Origin of the sequence: Streptomyces sp. HUAS ZL42 (genome assembly GCF_040782645.1) — a bacterium.
Lineage (GTDB): Bacteria > Actinomycetota > Actinomycetes > Streptomycetales > Streptomycetaceae > Streptomyces.
This window is the reverse complement of record NZ_CP160403.1, coordinates 5,529,660-5,549,959: the sequence shown is the minus strand read 5'-3', so window position 1 is coordinate 5,549,959 and position 20,300 is coordinate 5,529,660. Positions and strand designations below refer to the sequence as shown.

The window sequence follows — 20,300 nt, the reverse complement described above, 5'->3', positions numbered from 1 at the left end:
CCCCGCTCGAACAACCTCGCGCGGGAGGCGCCCCATCGCCCCACTCACCGGCACAGGACCGGCGCCGCCGCTTTCCTGCCGCCTGATCCGCCGGACGGGCACTAGCCGAGCAGGACCACCTCGACCTCGGTGCCGGGCTCGACGGACTCCACGTCCTCGGGGACGACGATCAGCGCGTCGGCGTGTGCGAGGGCCGCGACCAGGTGCGATCCGGCTCCGCCGACCGGGGTGACGGCGCCGTCGGCGTACGTGCCGCGCAGGAACTGCCGGCGCCCCTTCGGCGAGGTCAGCGCCTTGTCCGAAGTGAGGGTCGCCCGGGTGGTGGGCCGGTGGACGTCCCCGAGGCCCATGAGGGTGCGGATCGCGGGGCGGACGAACAGCTCGAAGGAGACGTACGACGACACCGGATTGCCGGGCAGGGCCAGCAGCGGCGTGTGGTCGGGGCCGATGGAGCCGAAGCCCTGGGGCTTGCCCGGCTGCATGGCGAGCTTGCGGAACTCGATGCCGCTGCCCGCCTCGTCCTCGTCGCCGACGTGCGAGAGGGCCTCCTTGACGACGTCGTACGCCCCGACGCTCACGCCGCCCGTGGTGACCATGAGGTCGGCGCGGACGAGCTGGTCCTCGATGGTGGAGCGGAGCGTCTCGGCGTCGTCGGCGACGGCGCCCACCCGGTAGGCGATGGCGCCGGCGTCGCGGGCGGCCGCGGTGAGGGCGAAGCTGTTGGAGTCGTAGATCTGGCCGCTGCCCAGCTCCTCGCCGGGCTGGACGAGCTCGCTGCCGGTGGACATGACGACCACACGCGGGCGCGGGCGTACGCGTACCGAGCCGCGTCCGATCGCGGCGAGCAGCGCGATCTGCGGAGGCCCGAGGACCGTGCCCGCCTCGAGGGCACGGTCCCCGGCCTTCACGTCGCTGCCCGTCGCGCGCACATGGGCGCGCGCCTCGGCCGGCCGGTACACGCGCACGTACCCGGTGTCGCCGTCGGCGGACAGGCTGCGGGCGCGCATCCCGCTCACCGGCCCCTCGCCGAGTCCTCCGTCGGTCCACTCCACGGGGACCACCGTCTCGGCGCCGGGCGGCAGCGGCGCACCGGTCATGATGCGGGCGGCCTGGCCCGGTCCCACGTGGAGCGGCTCGGCGTGGCCGGCCGCGACGTCCCCGACGACGTCCAGGACCGCCGGGAACTCCTCGCTCGCGCCCGCGACATCCGCGACCCGCACCGCGTACCCGTCCATGGAGCTGTTGTCGAACGGCGGGAGTGAGACCGGCACCGTGACGTCCTCGACCAGTACGCAGCCCTGGGCGTCGAGCAGTTGCAGCTCGATGGGCTCCAGGGGGCGGACGGTCGCGAGGATGTCCTCCAGGTGCTCGTCCACCGACCAGAGGTGTTCCTGACCGGTGGTGCGGGGCGCGGCGCTGCTCAATGTTGCTGCATCTCCTCGGCTACGTAACTGCGAAGCCAGGTCCGGAAGTCCGGGCCCAGGTCTTCACGTTCGCACGCGAGTCTGACAATGGCACGCAGATAGTCGCCGCGGTCGCCGGTGTCGTAACGGCGGCCCTTGAAGACGACGCCGTGCACGGGACCGCCGACCTTCTCGTCCTGGGCGAGCTGCTGCAGGGCGTCGGTGAGCTGGATCTCGTTGCCCCGGCCGGGCTCGGTTTTGCGCAGTATGTCGAAGATGTGCGGGTCGAGGACGTAGCGGCCGATGACCGCGTAGTTCGACGGGGCGTCCGCCGCGTCGGGCTTCTCGACCAGGCCGCTCACCTTGACCACGTCGCTGTCCTCGGTCTCCTCGACGACGGCACAGCCGTAGAGGTGGATCTGCTCGGGCGCGACCTCCATCAGGGCGATGACGCTGCCCCCGTGCTGCCCCTGGACTTCGATCATCCGCTTGAGCAGCGGGTCGCGCGCATCGATCAGGTCGTCGCCGAGCAGCACGGCGAAGGGCTCGTGCCCGACGTGCGGTGCGGCGCACAGGACCGCGTGGCCGAGGCCCCTGGGGTCGCCCTGACGCACGTAGTGCATGGTCGCGAGGTCGCTGGACTCCTGGACCTTGGCGAGGCGGCCGGCGTCGCCCTTCTTCTGGAGGGCCGACTCGAGCTCGTAGTTGCGGTCGAAGTGGTCCTCGAGGGGCCGCTTGTTGCGGCCCGTGATCATCAGAACGTCGTCGAGGCCGGCCGCTACGGCCTCCTCGACCACGTACTGGATCGCCGGCTTGTCGACGACCGGCAGCATCTCCTTCGGAGTGGCCTTGGTCGCCGGAAGGAACCGGGTACCGAGGCCGGCCGCGGGGATGACAGCCTTGCTGATCCTGGGGTGCGACTGAGTCATGCCCGCAACCTTATCCGGTGCGTTTGCGGGGAATCTTCGGCTCCGGATCAATCATTCCCATATGAGCACATTGGATCGATACGGGAGCACAGGTGAGTCACAGCGGACGCGCCGCCGAGTCTGGCAAGCGTATGTTGCGGCGAGAGTTCCTCGCGGTGAGGAACAGGTTGACGGCGTCTGACATGCAGCAGACGGCCGCCGCGCTGGCCGAGCGGGCGCTGGAACTGCCCGAGCTGGCACGCGCGCGCACGGTGGCGGCATACGTCTCCGTGGGGAGCGAACCCGGAACACTCGCACTGCTGGACGCACTGCGCGCGCGGGGGGTGCGTGTCCTGCTCCCCGCTCTGCTGCCCGACAACGACCTGGACTGGGGCGTGTACGGCGGTGAGGGCTCCCTCACACGTGTCCAACACGGCGGAAAAATGGCCCTCTTGGAGCCCGCCGGCGAACGCCTCGGCCCGGACGCCGTGACGAGCGCCGATGTCGTGCTGCTGCCGGGAGTCGCGGTCGACTCGCGCGGTATGCGTCTGGGGCGCGGAGGGGGATCGTACGACCGCGTCCTCGCGCGTCTGGAACGCTCGGGCGCACGCTCCGCGCTGGTGGTGCTGCTGTACGACTCCGAGATCGTCGAGCACGTTCCGGAGGAGGCGCACGACCGGCCGGTGCACGCGGTGGTGACACCGTCGGGTGTACGCCGTTTCGGGACCGCCTGATCCGACCCCGCACGCCTTCCGTGCGAAGGGGCCCTCCACGCGCGCGTGGAGGGCCCCTTCGGCAATTCGCCTTCAGTGACTCATGGCTTCAGCACGAGCGTGTCCCTGGTGCTGTCGTCTACGGCCTTGGACGAGTAGGCCCAGTCCAGCAGTTCGCCCTTGGCCCATTTCTCGGTCTGGTCGGTGTAGTGCGCGCTGTAGGCGTGACCGGAGGCGCCGGTGAGGCTGATCCACTTCGACTTGTCGAGATCGGAGAGGTTGACCACCATCCGCATCGACGGCACCCATACGACGCCGTAGCCGCCGGCGGCGTTCCAGCCGGTCGCGTTGACCGTGGCCTCCCCGCCGCTGAGCTTCCACGGGCCGCGGTTGAGGACGTACCGCAGGAAGCCGGGACCCTCGGTGCCCAGGGTCTGGTTCTTCAGGAAGAGGCGGTGCAGCCGGCCCCAGCTCCAGCTGTCGATGTCCTTGCCGAGCTTGGAGGTCAGCTCCCAGCGGGCGTCGATCATGGCGCGCTTGAACAGTTCGTCGCGGTTGTCGGCCTTGGGACGGTCGCCCACTCCGGCCGGCGTCTTCCACCAGTCGCTGTCCTCGTCGTCCATGAGGCTGCGCACCACTTCGAACCAGCGGTCGCCGCCGTCCGGCTGCGCCTGGTCGGCGTCACGCTCGCCGCATTCGCGCACCTTGTCGGTGTCGTCCACCGGGCCGGTGGTGTCGATCGGCTCGACCCACAGGCACTGGCCCTTGACCCGCAGTTCCTTGGGCAGCTTGTTGCCGAAGGCGAGCTTGAGGATGTTGCGCCACACCGCGTTGAAGTAGGCGGCGGCCGCCGAGTCGGCGTCCTGGGTGTAGTCCCAGCCCTCGAGGAGCTTCTGCGCCTCGCGGACGTCCTTGTCACCGACGTCGATCGCCAGCAGCTTGGGCACGAGCAGCTTGGCGATCTCGCTGCTGTTGTCCAGCTGCATCTGGCGCATGTCGTCCGTGGAGATCTTGCCGCCGCCCTTGGTCTTCGACTCGATCAGGTCGCTTATCCGCTGGCTGCGGGTGCCGTAGCCCCAGTCCGTGGTGAGCGTGTAGGGGTACTTGTCCTTGTCGACGACGGCCTGGTTGGCGGTGACGATGTAGCCGCGCTCGGGGTCGAGCTCGTAGGGCAGCTCGTCGAACTTGATGTAGCCGGTCCAGCTGTACTTGGAGTCCCAGCCCGGCGCCGGGATCGAGCCGTCGTCGCCCGACGCGCGCGTGGGGATCTTTCCGGGCAGCGTGTAGCCGATGTGGTCCTCGGTGTCGGCGTAGACGAGGTTCTGCGAGGGGACGTCGAAGAGCCTGGCCGCCGCACGGAAGTCGTTCCAGTCGGCCGCCTTGTCCATCGCGAAGACGGCGTCCATGGAGGTGCCCGCGTCCAGTGCCGTCCAGCGCAGGGCGACGCCGTAGCCGTCGCCGCGGTCGGGCGCCGCGGTGTTGACGGTGGCCTTCTTGCCGACCTTCACGAGTTCGTCGTCGCGGTCGGACAGCAGGGGTCCGTTGTTGGTCTCCCGGACGACGATCTTCTTGGGCGTTCCGCCGGCGACCTTGATGGTCTCCTCGCGCGAGGTGAAGGGCCTCACCTTGCCGTCGTACAGATAGCCGCCACCGGAGAGCTTCTCCAGATAGAGGTCGGTGACGTCGACGCCCGAGTTGGTCATGCCCCAGGCGATGTTCTTGTTGTGGCCGATGATCACGCCGGGCATGCCCGCGAAGGTGTAGCCGGTGACGTCGTACTGGCATTTGTCGGAGACGGTGCGGCAGTGCAGGCCCATCTGGTACCAGACGGACGGCAGCGAGGCCGACAGGTGCGGGTCGTTGGCCAGCAGCGGCTTGCCGGTGATGGTGTACTTCCCGGCGACGACCCACGAGTTGGAGCCGATGCCGCTGCCGTTCACCCCGACGGCCGTCGGCAGGTCGTCCAGGACGTTGTAGAGGCCCGACAGCTGGCTCTGCAGGGCCGAGGTGCCCGCGGACGAGGCCGTGGCCCCAGTGCCCGTCGTGCCGTTCGTGGACGTGCCGCCGGTGCCGCTGGTGCCGCCCTCCTGCTCGAAGGTCTTGGTGAGCTCGTCGTACTGGCCCTCCTGGACGATCGCCTCGTTCTGGCTGTACGGGTACTCCGGGTACAGCGCGGCGATCTCCTTGGGGCCGAGGCGGCTGGTCATCAGGGCGCGGTCGATCTCGTCCTGCATGTTGCCGCGCAGGTCCCAGGCCATCGCCTTCAGCCAGGAGATCGAGTCGACCGGCGTCCACTGCGCGGGCTTGTAGTCGTTGGTGAAGCCGAGGGCCGCGTACTCCAGGGAGATGTCCTCGCCGTCCTTGCCCTTCAGGTAGGCGTTGACCCCCTTGGCGTACGCCTGGAGGTACTTCTTCGTGGCGGCGGACAGCTTGGTGTCGTACTCCTGCCCGGCGACCCGGTCCCAGCCCAGAGTGCGCAGGAACTCGTCGTTCTCGACCTGGCTCTTGCCGAACATCTCCGACAGACGCCCGGAGGTCATGTGCCTGCGCACGTCCATCTCGTAGAACCGGTCCTGCGCCTGGACGTAGCCCTGCGCCATGAACAGGTCCTCGTCGGAGGAGGCGTAGATCTGCGGGATGCCGTAGCCGTCGCGCTTGACCTCGACGGGGCCCGACAGGCCCTCGAGTGTGATTGAGCCCTTCGTCTGCGGGAAGGAGGCGCGCACGGTGCTGATGGACCAGTACGCGCCGAAGGCGAGCCCGCCGACGACGGCCAGCACCAGGACGAGAACGATCAGACGGGCTTTTCGCCCCTTCTTCCTGCCGGACTTGCCGGGCTTGTGACCCGTTGAGGCGGTGGTGTTGGGGGGCATCGCTGTCCTTGCTGTCCTAACGCGAGCGGCAGGCGGTCCTGGAGTGCTGGAGCAACCATAGGCGCAGGGCCTCGCGCCACTTGACGCGGAGTCGAGAAGCGGTGGGCACGGGCGTTCGATCTTGCCTCGGCAAGCGTCAAGAAATCGTCAAGAGTTAGGTAAGGTAACGAAGTACTTGGGTGCGAACGCGCCCAGCCTCGTGTCCGATGTGTACGGGAGCGTTCACGCGCGCGTGCCTCACGCGTGAGCCAGGGAAGGGAACAGCCGCTGACTGTCCACCACCTCAACCAGCTACTCCTCGTCTGCTCGCTCGTCCTGCTCGCCGCCGTGGCAGCGGTCCGGATCTCCTCGCGCAGCGGGCTCCCCAGCCTGCTCGTTTACCTGGGGATCGGCATCCTCATGGGCCAGGACGGCATCGGCGGCATCCACTTCGACAACGCCGAACTGACCCAGGTCATCGGATACGCGGCCCTCGTCGTGATCCTGGCCGAAGGCGGCCTCGGCACGAAGTGGAAGGAGATCGAGCCGGCCCTGCCGGCCGCCTCCGTGCTGGCTCTGGTCGGTGTGGGCGTGAGCGTCGGCGTCACCGCCGCTAGTGCCCACTACCTGATCGGGCTCGAGTGGCGGCAGTCGCTCATCATCGGCGCGGTGGTCTCCTCGACGGACGCGGCGGCGGTCTTCTCGGTGCTGCGGAAGATCCCCCTCCCCGCGCGCGTGACGGGCACGCTGGAGGCCGAGTCCGGCTTCAACGACGCTCCCGTCGTCATCCTGGTGGTGTCCTTCTCCACGGCCGGCCCGATCGAGCACTGGTACCTGCTGCTGGGCGAGATAGCGCTGGAACTGGCCATCGGCGCGGCCATTGGTCTCGCGGTGGGCTGGCTGGGCTCCTGGGCGCTGCGGCACGTCGCGCTGCCCGCCTCCGGCCTCTACCCGATCGCCGTCATGGCGATCGCGGTCACGGCGTACGCGGCCGGCGCGCTCGCGCACGGCAGCGGCTTCCTCGGCGTGTACCTCGCCTCGATGGTCCTTGGCAACGCCAAGCTGCCCCACTGGCCCGCCACGCGCGGATTCGCCGACGGGCTCGGCTGGATCGCCCAGATCGGCATGTTCGTCCTGCTCGGCCTGCTGGTCACGCCGCACGAGATGGTTGACGACGTATGGCCCGGCCTGGCCATCGGTCTCGTACTGACCATGGTGGCCCGGCCGCTGAGCGTCGTGCTCTGCCTGACGCCGTTCCGGGTGCCGTGGCAGGAGCAGACGCTCATGTCGTGGGCCGGGCTGCGCGGCGCCGTGCCCATCATCCTGGCGACGATCCCCATGGTGGAGGGGGTCGACGCCAGCCGACGGATCTTCAACATCGTCTTCGTCCTCGTCGTCGTCTACACCTTCGTCCAGGGGCCTAGCCTGCCGTGGCTCGCCCGCAAGCTGGACCTGGGCGAGGAACCCGAGGCCACCGACCTGGGCATCGAGTCCGCGCCCCTGGAGCGACTGCGCGGGCATCTGCTGTCGGTCACGATCCCCGAGGGGTCGAAGATGCACGGCGTCGAGGTCAACGAGCTGCGGCTGCCGGCGGGGGCCGCGGTCACGCTCGTCGTCCGCGACGGGAAGTCGTTCGTTCCGCTGCCCACGACCGTGCTGCGACGCGGCGACGAACTGCTCGTGGTCGCCACGGATCCCGTCCGGGACGCGGCCGAGAAGCGGCTGCGCGCGGTGGGCCGCGGCGGCAAGCTGGCCGGATGGCTGGGGACGAACGGCGCGGGGCGTTAAGGGCGCGTTTCGTACGGTTCACACCCCCACGAATCGCAGGCGAACCGCCTCATGGTGCTCATTTTCACAGGTGTAGCGGGCGTTGATCACTGTACGATGAAGGCGCACCTTGATCGAACCGACTCTGCCTGACGCAGAGCTGGCGCGGCAGCTCCGCGCAAGAGGACAGCTCTCGGCGCCCCCGGAGGGGCTTGCTACCAGGCGGCAGAAAGGCACGGGCCGTGGCATCCACGGTCACTCGTCCGGGATACGGACAGCTGCTGCGCACCCGCGGCGCCTGGACGTTCCTGGTCCCCGGCTTCGCGGCACGCCAGCCGTTCGCGATGCTCACCATCTCGATCGTGCTGCTCGTGCAGCACACCACAGGCTCGTACGGAGCGGCGGGCGCCGCCGCGGCCGTCACCGGCGTCTCCATGGCCCTGTTCGCGCCCTGCGGCGGCCGGCTCGCCGACCGATACGGCCAGCGCGCGGTGCTGCTGCCCGGCGTGATCGTGCACACGCTGTCGGGGCTCACCCTGACGGCGCTCGCGCTGGCGCACGCGCCACTGTGGGCGCTGTTCGCGGCGGCCGTCCCCACGGGCGCCTCGGTGCCGCAGATCGGCCCCATGGTGCGGGCCCGCTGGGGCGTGAAGCTCAAGGGCTCACCCCTGATGACCACCGCGGCGGCCTTCGAGTCCGTCACCGACGAGCTGACCTTCGTCGTCGGCCCGCTGCTGGCGACCGCCCTGTGCACCGCCGTCACCCCGGCCGCCGGCCTGGTGACGGAGGCCTCGCTCACCCTGCTCGGCGGCCTGCTGTTCGCCGCGCAGAAGAGCACACAGCCCGCCATGACGATCGCCGGGCACGCGCGCGTGGGGCACGATTCCGCACTGCGCGTCCCCGGGGTGCGGGTGCTGATCGTGACCTTCCTGGGCATCGGTTCCGTCTTCGGCGGCATGCAGGTCTCGCTGGCCGCGTTCACCGAGTCGATCGGCAGGCCCGGCCTCAACGGCGTTCTCTACGGCGTCTTCGCCGCGGGCAACATGCTCTCGGGCGTCGTCTGCGGCGCCGTGGCCTGGAGGGCCGCCCCGCAGCAGCGCCTCGTGATGGGGTACGCCGCTCTGGCGCTGACCGCCTCCGGCCTGTGGGCCGCACACTCCGTGCTCGTTCTTGCCGCGCTCGGCCTCCTGGTCGGCATGTGCATCGCGCCCGCCCTGATCACGGGGTACACGCTGGTCGAGGGCCTGGTTCCGGCCGGGGCCCGGACCGAGGCCTTCACCTGGCTGACCGGCGCGGTGGCTCTCGGGCAGGCGGCCGCCGTCACGGTCGCCGGACAGCTGGAGGACCGCTTGCGGGACGGTGCCGGATTCCTGGTGCCGATGGGCGGCACGCTGCTCGCCCTGGCGACGCTGCTGGCGCTGCGCTCGCGGCTGGTGACCCTCCCCCGCGGCCGTACCGTCGCACGTGGCGTCGGTCACCGAGTGCCGTTGGCGGTGGACTGATCCTCAGGAATACGTCACTATAGACGCTCGTTAGCACTCATTGAGTGAGAGTGCCAGGAGGAAGACAGTGCCCACCTACCAGTACCAGTGCACCGAGTGCGGCGAGGGCCTCGAGGCGGTGCAGAAGTTCACCGACGACGCCCTGACCGAGTGCCCCAACTGCGGTGGCCGCCTGAAGAAGGTGTTCTCCGCGGTCGGCATTGTCTTCAAGGGCTCCGGTTTCTACCGCAACGACAGCCGCGGCTCCTCGTCGAGCAGCTCGCCGGCGTCGAAGCCGTCGACATCCGCGTCGTCCTCTTCGGACTCGAAGTCGTCCTCCTCCGACTCGAAGCCGTCGAGTTCCGGTACCGCCTCGAGCAGCTCCTCCTCCAGCAGCAGCTCCGCCGCGTAAGGCCCGCTCCGGGGACCCGGCCGTCGTACCGACGGCCGGGTCTTCGGCGTTTTCGAAGGCGGCCGGTTGGGCCGTGTCCCGGCCAGCTAATGTGCTGGTCATGGCGAACGCAGAGATCGGTGTAATCGGCGGCTCCGGCTTCTACTCGTTCCTCGACGACGTGACCGAGATCCAGGTGGACACCCCGTACGGGGCGCCCAGCGACTCCCTCTTCCTCGGCGAGATCGCCGGGCGGCGGGTGGCCTTCCTGCCCCGGCACGGACGGGGCCACCATCTGCCGCCGCACCGGATCAACTACCGGGCCAACCTGTGGGCGCTGCGCTCGGTCGGCGTGCGCCAGGTCCTCGGCCCGTGCGCGGTGGGCGGCCTGCGTCCCGAGTTCGGGCCGGGCACGCTCCTCGTCCCGGACCAGCTGGTCGACCGTACGAAGTCGAGGGTGGGGACGTACTTCGACGGGCTGCCCCTGCCCGGTGGCGACGTGCCGAACGTCGTCCACGTGTCCCTCGCCGACCCGTACTGCCCCGCCGGCCGGGCGGCCGCGCTGAAGGCGGCGCGTGGGCGGGACTGGGAGGCGGTGGACGGCGGCACGCTGGTCGTCATCGAGGGACCGCGCTTCTCGACCCGTGCCGAATCGTTGTGGCACCAGGCGCAGGGCTGGTCGGTGGTGGGTATGACGGGCCACCCGGAGGCGGCGCTCGCCCGTGAACTCGAGCTCTGCTACTCGTCGCTGGCCCTGGTCACCGACCTGGACGCGGGGGCGGAGACCGGGGAGGGCGTCTCGCACGAGGAGGTGCTGCGGGTGTTCGCGGCGAACGTGGACCGGATGCGCGGTGTGCTGTTCGACGCGGTGGCCGCACTCCCGGCGACCGAGGAGCGGGACTGTCTGTGCATGACGGCACTGGGCGGGATGGATCCCGGGTTCGAGCTGCCGTAGCGGGAGATCGTGAGGAAGGCGAGTCTGGCGGGGAAGGCCGGGAGGCGGGGAGGCGAGGTCGGACGTGAAGGCGGAACGCCTCGTTCGGGTGGGGGAGTTGTCCACAACCCGCCGGTTGCGCACCGGCCTCAGCGGACGGCGGGGCGAAGCCTCATCGTGGGACTCGCAAGCCGATCCCTCGTCAGCAGGTGGTGTTTCCCGTGTCCCTCTCCCCTCCCCCGCCCTTCCTCCCGTCTTCTTCCTCTCCGCACCCGCCCGGCACCGACACTCCCGCCACCTGCGAGGTGCCGCACTTCGCCCCGGTGCGCGTGGGCGGTTGCCGGTATCAGCTGCGTCGGCTCCTACGGCAGCGGAGGCGGGCCGTGGCGGCCGGCCTCGCCGTCACCGCGGCCGCTCTTGTGGCGGCGGGCCCTCAGGACGCCGACCGGGCCCGTGGCCACCCGGACGGCGATCCCCCGGCCCGCACGCAGTCCACCGCGGGCGATCCCGTACGCGCGCGTCCCGCCGCCCGCCTGGTCGCGGCCCCGGTGCGGATCACCGACGGGGCCACGGTCCGGCTGCTGCGGCCCGGCGACCGTGTCGACGTGATCGCGGCCGAGCAGACGGCCACCGGCGGTGACGCCCGGGTGATCGCCCACGGCGCCCTGGTGAGAAAGGTCCCGGAGCCTGTGGATGAGGCGGCCGACAGCGGTGCGCTGGTCGTTCTCTCGGTACCGCGTTCCATCGCGGCGCGCCTGGTCGGCGCCAGCGCGACGGCCCGACTGGCGGTGACGCTGTGCTGAGCCGTAGGTTGCGGAACGCCTTGTTCCCGACCTGCGCGTGTGAGGAGAGTCCCCGAGGTGAGCGAGAAGAAGGATCCGAACATCTGGCAGGGCTTCAGGGCCTTCGTGATGCGCGGGAACGTCGTCGATCTGGCGGTGGCGGTGGTCATCGGCGCCGCCTTCACCAACATCGTGAACTCGGTGGTGAAGGGGATCATCAATCCGATCGTCGGAGCGGTCGGCACCAAGAACCTGGACAGTTACAGTTCCTGCCTGAAAGGCCCCTGCACCGGGACCGGCGACAGCGCGACGGGCGTCAGGATCCTGTGGGGCTCGGTCCTCGGCGCCACCCTCAGCTTCGCGATCACCGCGGCGGTCGTCTACTTCCTGATGGTCCTGCCGATGGCGAAGTACCTCGCCCGGGTGGAGGCGCGCAGGAAGGCGAGGGAGGGCACGCACGAGGTCATCGAGGTGACCGAGCTGGAGGTGCTGAAGGAGATCCGCGACGCGCTGGTCGCACAGCGGGGTTCCGGCCGGGACGGGAGGTAGCGGCGGCGCGGCCGGCTCCGCCGGGCTCAGAGGTGGTGCGGCGGCTTCTCGTCGAGGAAGCGCTTCAGGTCGGCCGCGCCGTCGGTGTCGGTGGTCGGCCTCTCACCCCAGCCCCGGTCGGTGTCGTCCGCGGACTGCGCGTCCAGCGGGTCGTCGAAGATCAGCGAAGCCTTCGGATCACGCGGTTCGCGGGCGGGGGCGGGGCTCATGCCTCCAGGGTACGGCCCCACGGGCGGGCGGCGCCCCGGTCGCACCGTGGGCTCACACCGCGTACCGGTCGTAGGCTGCGAAGGTGTTCCTGGCCCGAGCGATCTGCTCCGGGGTGGGCGAGGTGTCGTGCAGCACGAAGGCCCGACCACAGGGCGCTGGGTCGCCGCAGAGGCGGTGCAGCGGGACTTACGCGGCTGCCTCGGTCACACGCCTCGCCCTGCTGCATTCCACCGCCTCGCATCCCACGTCCAGACGCGGCGGCTCGGCGTTCTGTCTCGCCGGTCAGGAACAAGACGGTCCAGGATCGGCGTCTTGTCTCCCCGCCCCTTGGCGGCGTGATACCGCCGGGCGCGCTCGGCGCCGGCACCACTGATCCCCATGGCATCCGGGCGACACTGATCCCATGGCAGTTGACGCTTTGACGGACGTCGCCGGCGTGCGGGTGGGACACGCGACGCGTACCGGCGACGGTTGGCTCACCGGCACCACGGTCGTGCTCGCCCCGGAGGGCGGGGCCGTCGCGGCCGTGGATGTGCGCGGCGGTGGTCCCGGCACCAAGGAGACCGACGCCCTCGACCCGCGCAACCTGGTGCAGAAGGTCGAGGCGATCGTGCTGACGGGGGGCAGCGCGTACGGGCTCGACGCGGCGTCCGGTGTGATGGCCTGGCTGGAGGAGCGGGGCCGCGGGGTGCGCGTCGGGGCGGATCCGGCGCACGTCGTGCCTGTGGTACCCGCGGCCTGCGTCTTCGATCTGGGGCGGGGCGGCGACTTCCGGGCGAGACCGGACGCGGCGACCGGGCGGGCCGCGGTGGAGGCTGCCGCGGCGAGCGAACCCGGCAGCCCCGTGCGGGAGGGGTGCGTGGGCGCCGGTACGGGCGCTGTGGTCGGGTCGATGAAGGGCGGGGTCGGCACCGCGAGCACCGTCCTCGGCTCGGGGATCACGGTGGCCGCGCTGGTGGTGGCCAACGCGGTGGGGTCGGTGATGGACCCGGAAACGGGCGTTCTTTACGGGGAGTTGTTCCAGGGGCGCGTGGACCGGCCGGAAGCACACGTCCACGAGGCCGCCCGCAGGCGCCTCGCCGAGACCGCGGCGAGGAACACGCCTCCCCCGCTCAACACGACGCTCGCGGTGGTCGCGACCAACGCCGAGTTGTCGAAGGCGCAGGCACAGAAGCTGGCCGGAACAGCGCACGACGGCATCGCGCGCGCCGTACGGCCGGTGCACCTGCTCCATGACGGGGACACGGTGTTCACCCTGGCCACAGGGGCACACCCGCTCGACACCGAGAGCCCGCTCGCACTCAACGACATCCTCTCCGCGGGCGCGGACCTGGTGACGCGCGCGATCGTGCGCGCGGTGCGCGCCGCCGTGTCGGTGGAGGGGCCGGGCGGGGCGTGGCCGTCGTACGAGGAGTTGTACGCGGTCCGCTAGGGGGAGTTGGGCGGCGGGGTCCGACGGGCGATTGTCCCGGTTCTGTCACGTCATGGTGCCGACTGCGGCCGGAGGGGAACCCCGCCGGCCGCCGATCCTCTCTTTCTCCACGCACTGGAGCGGATCGCGCACAACACACCGACATGGAGCAGCCCGTGACAACGCCGGACATAGCAGCGCGGCGCGCGCTGGGGGCCTGTGCCGTCCTGATGGTCGGCGCCCTCACCCTGACCGCATGCGGCGGAAGCGCCAACGCCGAGGGCGACGACGGCAAGGGCGGCAAGGACTCCGCCGGAACGTCGGCGGCGAAGATCGTCATATCGGCGAAGGACGGTTCGACAGGCGCGTCGATCAACACGACCGGTGTGAAGGTGACGGGCGGACGGCTCACCGGCGTGAAGATGACGGTGGCCGGGACGGGGCAGGCCGTGCCGGGCGCGATGGCCGCGGACGGGAGCAGCTGGAAGCCGAAGGTGCAGCTGGAGCGCGGGACGAAGTACGAGATCTCGGCGACCGCGCAGGGCGCCAACGGCCGGGCGACCACCGCCGACTCCGTCTTCACCACGGTCAGTTCGGCGAACAGTTTCATCGGGACGTACACGCCGGACAACGGCACCACGGTGGGCGTGGGGATGCCGGTGTCGTTCACCTTCGACAAGGCGATCAGCGACAAGAAGGCCGTCCAGTCGCACATCACGGTCACTTCGAGCAGTGGGCAGAAGGCGGTCGGGCACTGGTTCGGGACGCAGCGGCTCGACTTCCGGCCCGAGGAGTACTGGAAGACCGGGTCCAAGGTCACGATGAAGATCGACCTGGACGGCGTCGAGGGCGCGAACGGTGTCTTCGGGGTGCAGAAGAAGACCGTCACCTTCACCGTCGGACGGTCGCAGATCTCCACCGTCGACGTGAACACGCAGACCATGACGGTGGTGCGGGACGGCAGGACCCTCAGGACGGTGCCGATTTCGGCGGGCAGCCCGCAGTACACGACGTACAACGGGCAGATGGTGATCTCCGAGAGGTTCACGCAGATCCGCATGGACAGCAGGACCGTCGACCTCGCCAACGCGTACGACATACCGGACGTCCCGCACGCGATGCGGCTGACGACGTCGGGGACCTTCATCCACGGCAACTACTGGTACAACAAGGGCAATCCGCCCTTCGGGCGTCAGGGCACCAGCCATGGGTGCGTCGGGCTCGCCGACGTGGCGGGCGCGCGGGGCGACACACCCGCCAAGTGGTTCTACGACAACTCGATCATCGGCGACGTCGTGATCGTCAGGAACTCGCCCGACAAGACCGTGGCGCCCGACAACGGGCTGAACGGCTGGAACATGCCATGGAGCCAGTGGACCTCCGGAAGTGCCGCGTGATGGCGGCAAGTGCCGTGTGACCAGCACACTTCGACGCACCAGCGGGCCGCGCGGGAACTTGCCGCGCGGCCCGTCCGTTTTCCCTGCGTACGTTTTCTCGGTTCCCGGACATGATGTCCGACCGAGGGGCTACGGTATGCACCCACAAGGTGACATGCAGCAACGCCGGGAGAAGCCTTGAGCGTTCCGTACGAGACGGCAGCGTACGAACCCCCCGAGTCGCCCGAGTCTCCGGAGGAGCACCTCGCGCGGCTCCTGGGCCGCGCCCTGAACTCCTTCGAGCTGCCCGACGAGACGGTGGCGCGACTGGACTGCGCGCTGGTGCACGACAGTTCGCTGCACTCCGCGCACCACAGCGCCGGGCTGCACCGGGAGACCTACCGGCACACATGGCTGCTCGCCGACGGCTCGGCGCTCACGTTGTGGGAGCTCGTCCACAACACCGCGCCGGGCAGCGACCCGCAGCACGAGGTGTACGCCGACGAGGAGGAGCTGCACGCCGCGACCGGGCGCCTGCCGCTGCCGCCGGACGGGCCGGACTTCGAACTGCCGGTGATGGCGCAGCTGTCGCCGGTCCCGCAGCCGCGGCACGCGTATGTGCCGGACGACTCGGCGGACCACGCGCGCCGGCTCCTGCGGCGGGCGGAGAACGCGGACCGGCCGGACAGGGACACGGCCTCGCTGCTGTCCACGGCGTTCGCGCACCAGATCACCCAGGCCTTCGGCCGGCCCTGCCGTGCGGGGCGCATCGGGCTGGGCTTCGTGCTCTACGAGCACGCGTTCCTGCTGCGCGACGGCCGGGAGATCTCCCTGTGGGAGGTCGAGCACACGGCGACGCCCGACGGGCGGCACATGTGCGAGGTGTACGCGACGGAGGACGCGGCCCGGGACGCGATGGAGAGGCGGGCGGCGCAGGTTTCCTGAGCCGCCGGGCGAGCGGCGACGCCCGGCGCCTCAGCGGCCGTCGCCGAGCCGGCGTACGAGACCTGCGAACGCGTCCTGCTCCGCCGGGGTCAGTTCGACGCACTCCAGGTGCGGCGCGGCCTGCCGCTGTCGCGGAAGGGCGTGCAGGGTGCGGCCGGTGTGCCCCTGGGCGGCCTCGGGGCGGCCACGCCGCAGGATGCGGATCAGGCCGACCAGCCATGCGGTGGCCGCCAAGGCGAGGGCGGCGGCGCCCGTCAGCTGGAGGATCGAGACGTGCTCAGGCATGCCGTCCAGTAGACATCACGGTCCGGGATTTTGCTCCCGGACCGTGATGTATATCGCAGGTGGTGTGAATAAGGGCGAACTCCCGGCGGACTCCCGCCGCTTACGCGGCGACCGGCTGCTTCGCCGTTGCCGCCGTGGCGGCCGCGCCGTCCGCGGCTTCGCCGGCGTCGGCTCCCGGAGCCTGCTTGCGCATGCCCTTGAGGACGATCACCAGGCCCGCCGTCACCGCCGTACCGACGGCGATGGCCAGCAGGTACAGGAACGGCTTGCCGATCAGGAAGGTGACCCAGATGCCGCCGTGCGGGGCGCGCAGGGTCGAGCCGAAGGCCATGGTCAGCGCACCGGTGACCGCGCCGCCCGCCATGGAGGCGGGGATGACGCGCAGCGGGTCGGCCGCGGCGAACGGGATCGCACCCTCGGAGATGAAGGACGCACCCAGGATCCAGGCCGCCTTGCCGTTCTCCCGCTCGGCCGTGGTGAACAGCTTCTTGCGGACGGTGGTCGCGAGGGCCATGCCCAGCGGAGGCACCATGCCGGCGGCCATCACGGCGGCCATCACCTTCATCGCGGAGTCGCTCGGGTTCTGCACGGCGATACCGGCCGTGGCGAAGGCGTACGCGACCTTGTTGACCGGGCCGCCCAGGTCGAAGCACATCATCAGGCCGAGCAGGATGCCGAGCAGGACCGCGTTGGTGCCGGAGAGGCCGTTGAGCCAGTCCGTCATCGCCTTCTGGGCCTCGGCGATCGGCTTGCCGATCACGATGAACATCAGGAAGCCGACGGCGATCGAGGAGACAAGGGGGATCACGACCACCGGCATGATGCCGCGCAGCACCGGCGGGATCTTGATCCGCTGGATACCGAGGACGACCGTGCCGGCCAGCAGGCCCGCGACCAGACCGCCGAGGAAACCGGCGCCGATGTTGACGGAGATCATGCCGCCGACGAAGCCGGGCACGAGGCCGGGCCGGTCCGCCATGCCGTAGGCGATGTATCCGGCGAGGACGGGGATCAGGAAGCCGAAGGCGACCGCCCCGATCTGGAACAGCAGGGCGCCCCAGCTGTCGACCTGACCCCAGTCGAAGTGCTCGGTGACCGGCTTGGCGCCGTTGATCTGGTAGCCGCCGATCGCGAAGCCGAGGGCGATCAGCAGACCGCCCGCCGCGACGAACGGGACCATGTAACTGACGCCGGTCATCAGCCACTTGCGCAGCTTGGTGCCGTAGCTGTCGCCGGGGTCACCCGCGCGTTCCACCGGAGTGGAGCCGGGCCGGGCCGCCCCGGTAACCTCGCCGCGCGCCGCCCTCTCCCGCACCTGGGTGATCAGTTCGGCGGGGCGGTTGATGCCCGCCTTCACGCCGACGTCGACGGTGGGCTTGCCGCCGAAGCGGTCCTTCTCGCGTACGGGCACGTCGTGGGCGAAGATCACGCCGTCCGCCGCCGCGATGACGGCCGGGTCGAGCCGGGTGAAGCCGGCCGAGCCCTGCGTCTCGACGACGACTTCGACGCCCGCCTCCCGGCCCGCGTTCTCCAGCGACTCGGCCGCCATGTACGTGTGGGCGATGCCGGTCGGGCAGGAGGTGACCGCGACGATGCGGAAGGGGCGCTCGCCGGACTCGGACGGGGCGGCCGACGCCGGGGCGTCCGCGCCCGGCGCCGGGGCCGTGCTGGCCGCCGCGGCCTCGGCGGAGGCCGCCCCCGAGGCCGCAGCGGTGTCTTCGGAGGCGCTCTGCGCGCCGGCCTCGCCCTCGGCGGGCGCCGCCGCCTCGTCCCCGCGGATGAGCGCCGCCGCGGCCGCCGGGTCCCGCACCGCCCGCAGTGCGTCGGTGAACTCGGCGTTCATCAGCTGCCGGGCCAGCGACGACAGGATCGTCAGATGGGCGTCGTCGGCCCCGGCGGGCGCCGCGATCAGGAAGATCAGGTCGGCCGGTCCGTCCGCCGCACCGAAGTCGATGCCGTCGGCGCTGCGCCCGAAGGCCAGCGTCGGCTCGGTGACGTGCTCGCTGCGGCAGTGCGGGATGCCTATGCCGCCGTCCAGGCCGGTCGGCATCTGGGCCTCACGCGCTGCCACATCGGCGAGGAAGCCCTCCAGGTCGGTGACCCGGCCCAGGGCCACCATCCGCTCGGCGAGGGCACGCGCCGCCGCTTCCTTGGTGTCGGCGGACAGGTCGAGGTCGACCAGATCCGCGGTGATCATGTCGCTCATCGCGGGCTCCTTCGCACGCGTATCGCCCGGGGGGTGGGGTGGGCGGAAGGGGGGACGGGGGTGCAATGGGGGGTGCAGTGAGGGGTGGACGGCGTGGCGGAGGCGGGGCCGGGGAAACCCCGCCTCCTGGGGGCGGCAGGACGGCTCAGGTTGCCCTGCCTCCCGTCGGCCGCGGCGAGTAACGGGGAGACTCGCCGATTGCGGGCCGGTCCGTGGAGTTCACCGGGTCCGTCAGGCACACCGGGAAGAGCGCCGGGGAGCACGGGGTAGGTCATGACACCGGCTCCTTCAGCCCGCGGTCCATCGGGATCTCCGCCGTGACCGTCACCGCCGCCGGGTCCAGGTCGGCCGGCGTGGGCATCACGCTGCCGGGCAGCCGGACGGCGGCCGCGCCGTGCGCGACGGCGGAGGCCAGTGCCTGCGGGCCGCTGCCCCCGGCGATCAGGAAGCCGGCCAGTGACGAGTCGCCGGCGCCCACATTGCTGCGTACGACGTCGACCCGTGCGCTGCCGAACCAGGCGCCCGAGCCGTCCACGAGCAGCTGCCCGTCGGCGCCCAGGCTCGCGAGCACGGCGCGAGCGCCCATCTCGCGCAACTCCTCGGCCGCCTTCACCGCGTCGCCCACCGTCGCCAGGGGGCGCTCGACGGCCTCCGCGAGCTCCTCGGCGTTCGGCTTCACCACGTCGGGCCGCTCGCGCAGCGCTTCGAGCAGCGCGGGCCCGGAGGTGTCCAGCGCGATCCGTACGCCCGCGGCGTGCGCCCGCGCGACGAGCGCCGCGTACCAGGACGGCGCGAGCCCCCGCGGCAGGCTTCCGCAGCACGCGATCCAGGCGGCCCCGCGCGACTGCTCCCGCACGGCCTCAAGGAGCAGTTCCTGCTCGGCCGCGGACAGCTTGGGACCCGGCGCGTTGATCTTCGTGAGCACCCCGTCCGACTCCGCGAGCGCGATGTTGGAGCGGGTGGCTCCGGCGACCGGCACCGGCGCGACCTCGATGCCCTGCGCGTCGAGCAGATCGGCGACGAGCGCCCCCGGCGCACCACCCAGGGGCAGGACCGCGACCGTACGCCGGCCGGCGGCCGCGACCGCGCGCGAGACGTTCACGCCCTTGCCGCCGGGGTCCATGCGTTCGCCGGTGGCGCGGATGACTTCGCCGCGCTCCAGCGACGGGACCTCGTACGTCCGGTCCAGGGACGGATTGGGGGTGACGGTGAGGATCATGCGCGCACTACTTCCGTGCCACCGCGCTCGATGGCGGCGGCGTCTTCCGGGCTCAGCCCGCTGTCGGTGATCAGCAGGTCCACATCGCTCAGGTCGCCGAAGCGGGCGAAGTGCTCCTGGCCGTGCTTGGAGGAGTCGGCGAGCAGCACCACGCGGCGGGCGGCGGCGAGGGCCGCGCGCTTCACCGCGGCCTCGGCGAGGTCGGGGGTGGTCAGGCCATGCTCGGCAGAAAAGCCGTTGGCCGCCACAAAAAGTACATCAGCTCGGATCTCGCCGTAAGCACGGAGGGCCCAGGCGTCCACGGCGGCGCGCGTACGGTGCCGTACGCGCCCGCCGACGAGGTGGAGCTGCATGCCGGGGTGGTCGGCGAGACGGGCCGCGATCGGCAGGGAGTGCGTGACGACGGTGAGCGAGGCCTCGAGGGGGATGGCGGCGGCCAGGCGGGCGACCGTCGTGCCGGCGTCGAGGATCATCGTGCCCTCGCTCGGCAGTTCCGCGAGGGCCGCCTTGGCGATGCGGTCCTTCTCGTCGGCGGCGGTGGACTCGCGTTCGGCGATGTCCGGCTCGAAGTCGAGGCGTCCGACCGGGATGGCGCCGCCGTGCACCCGGCGGACGAGGCCGGCCCGGTCGAGGGCCTTCAGGTCGCGGCGGATCGTCTCCGCCGTCACCTGGAACTCCTCGGCCAGCGACAGCACATCCACGCGGCCGCCGTCACGGGCGAGCCGGAGGATCTCCTGCTGCCGCTCCGGCCCGTACATGTCCGTTCGCCTCCGATTGATGCCCGAACTTGTGGTTTCAGTTGGAGGCTACGCCCGGATTTCCGGAAAGTAAACAGGTTCGGGCTTGATTCGGGCATGAACGGACTTCC

18 protein-coding genes are annotated in these 20,300 nt (G+C 70.9%); 10 read left to right on the top strand and 8 right to left on the bottom strand.

Features of this window, described 5'->3' with window-relative positions; genetic code table 11:
* Positions 1–101: 101 nt before the first annotated feature.
* Positions 102–1,424 (bottom strand): gephyrin-like molybdotransferase Glp, encoded by a 1,323-nt coding sequence (gene glp / locus ABZO29_RS25590; RefSeq protein ID WP_367322518.1) that lies wholly within the window; start codon positions 1,422–1,424, stop codon positions 102–104.
* A complete protein-coding gene (gene galU / locus ABZO29_RS25585; RefSeq protein WP_367322517.1) occupies positions 1,421–2,332 on the bottom strand; it encodes a UTP--glucose-1-phosphate uridylyltransferase GalU in 912 nt (303 codons plus the stop codon). The genes glp and galU overlap by 4 nt, the downstream gene beginning before the upstream one ends.
* A gap of 131 nt (positions 2,333–2,463) precedes the next feature.
* Here galU and ABZO29_RS25580 point away from each other — a divergent pair, with 131 nt between their 5' ends.
* The gene (locus ABZO29_RS25580) at positions 2,464–3,045 is read left to right on the top strand and encodes a 5-formyltetrahydrofolate cyclo-ligase (protein ID WP_367322516.1); all 582 of its coding nucleotides are present in this window, start codon (positions 2,464–2,466) and stop codon (positions 3,043–3,045) included.
* An 80-nt stretch (positions 3,046–3,125) separates the two neighbouring features.
* On the opposite strand, the gene ABZO29_RS25575 is transcribed toward ABZO29_RS25580, so the two are convergent.
* Positions 3,126–5,897 carry a penicillin acylase family protein gene (locus ABZO29_RS25575; RefSeq protein ID WP_367322515.1) on the bottom strand — a complete coding sequence of 924 codons (2,772 nt, stop codon included), beginning with the start codon at positions 5,895–5,897 and terminating at the stop codon, positions 3,126–3,128.
* A 243-nt stretch (positions 5,898–6,140) separates the two neighbouring features.
* On the opposite strand from ABZO29_RS25575, the gene ABZO29_RS25570 reads away from it, so the two are divergent.
* The 6 genes from ABZO29_RS25570 (at position 6,141) to mscL (ending at position 11,780) form a co-directional block, all read left to right on the top strand.
* Complete coding sequence (locus ABZO29_RS25570; RefSeq protein WP_367322514.1) at positions 6,141–7,664, top strand: potassium/proton antiporter; 1,524 nt, start codon at positions 6,141–6,143, stop codon at positions 7,662–7,664.
* Between the two features lie 221 nt (positions 7,665–7,885).
* A complete protein-coding gene (locus ABZO29_RS25565) occupies positions 7,886–9,145 on the top strand; it encodes an MFS transporter (RefSeq protein ID WP_367322513.1) in 1,260 nt (419 codons plus the stop codon).
* A gap of 67 nt (positions 9,146–9,212) precedes the next feature.
* Positions 9,213–9,536, top strand: coding sequence for an FmdB family zinc ribbon protein (locus ABZO29_RS25560; protein WP_367322512.1), 324 nt, complete (start codon positions 9,213–9,215; stop codon positions 9,534–9,536).
* Between the two features lie 100 nt (positions 9,537–9,636).
* Entirely contained in the window at positions 9,637–10,470 is an 834-nt protein-coding gene (locus tag ABZO29_RS25555; RefSeq protein WP_367322511.1) for an S-methyl-5'-thioadenosine phosphorylase, read from the top strand.
* A gap of 200 nt (positions 10,471–10,670) precedes the next feature.
* Entirely contained in the window at positions 10,671–11,252 is a 582-nt protein-coding gene (locus ABZO29_RS25550; protein ID WP_367322510.1) for a hypothetical protein, read from the top strand.
* Between the two features lie 57 nt (positions 11,253–11,309).
* Entirely contained in the window at positions 11,310–11,780 is a 471-nt protein-coding gene (mscL, locus tag ABZO29_RS25545; protein ID WP_367322509.1) for a large conductance mechanosensitive channel protein MscL, read from the top strand.
* 26 nt (positions 11,781–11,806) lie between these two features.
* Here the strand turns inward: mscL and ABZO29_RS25540 are convergent, their stop codons facing one another.
* A complete protein-coding gene (locus ABZO29_RS25540) occupies positions 11,807–11,989 on the bottom strand; it encodes a hypothetical protein (RefSeq protein WP_367322508.1) in 183 nt (60 codons plus the stop codon).
* A gap of 404 nt (positions 11,990–12,393) precedes the next feature.
* Between ABZO29_RS25540 and ABZO29_RS25535 the strand changes: the two genes are divergently transcribed.
* The 3 genes from ABZO29_RS25535 to ABZO29_RS25525 all read left to right on the top strand — a co-directional run bounded on the left by ABZO29_RS25535 (position 12,394) and on the right by ABZO29_RS25525 (position 15,722).
* On the top strand, positions 12,394–13,422 hold the full coding sequence (locus tag ABZO29_RS25535) for a P1 family peptidase (RefSeq protein WP_367322507.1): 1,029 nt from the start codon (positions 12,394–12,396) through the stop codon (positions 13,420–13,422).
* A gap of 155 nt (positions 13,423–13,577) precedes the next feature.
* Positions 13,578–14,798 (top strand): Ig-like domain-containing protein, encoded by a 1,221-nt coding sequence (locus ABZO29_RS25530; RefSeq protein WP_367322506.1) that lies wholly within the window; start codon positions 13,578–13,580, stop codon positions 14,796–14,798.
* A 177-nt stretch (positions 14,799–14,975) separates the two neighbouring features.
* On the top strand, positions 14,976–15,722 hold the full coding sequence (locus ABZO29_RS25525; RefSeq protein ID WP_367322505.1) for a DUF6227 family protein: 747 nt from the start codon (positions 14,976–14,978) through the stop codon (positions 15,720–15,722).
* A gap of 30 nt (positions 15,723–15,752) precedes the next feature.
* On the opposite strand, the gene ABZO29_RS25520 is transcribed toward ABZO29_RS25525, so the two are convergent.
* The 4 genes from ABZO29_RS25520 to ABZO29_RS25505 form a co-directional block, all read right to left on the bottom strand.
* Entirely contained in the window at positions 15,753–16,007 is a 255-nt protein-coding gene (locus ABZO29_RS25520) for a hypothetical protein (RefSeq protein WP_367322504.1), read from the bottom strand.
* 100 nt (positions 16,008–16,107) lie between these two features.
* A complete protein-coding gene (locus ABZO29_RS25515) occupies positions 16,108–18,213 on the bottom strand; it encodes a fructose-specific PTS transporter subunit EIIC (RefSeq protein WP_367322503.1) in 2,106 nt (701 codons plus the stop codon).
* Positions 18,214–18,484: 271 nt separating this feature from the next.
* The gene (gene pfkB / locus ABZO29_RS25510; RefSeq protein ID WP_367322502.1) at positions 18,485–19,432 is read right to left on the bottom strand and encodes a 1-phosphofructokinase; all 948 of its coding nucleotides are present in this window, start codon (positions 19,430–19,432) and stop codon (positions 18,485–18,487) included.
* Positions 19,429–20,190: a DeoR/GlpR family DNA-binding transcription regulator gene (locus tag ABZO29_RS25505; protein ID WP_367322501.1), complete on the bottom strand. Its 762-nt coding sequence runs from the start codon at positions 20,188–20,190 to the stop codon at positions 19,429–19,431. The genes pfkB and ABZO29_RS25505 overlap by 4 nt, the downstream gene beginning before the upstream one ends.
* Positions 20,191–20,300: the final 110 nt, after the last annotated feature.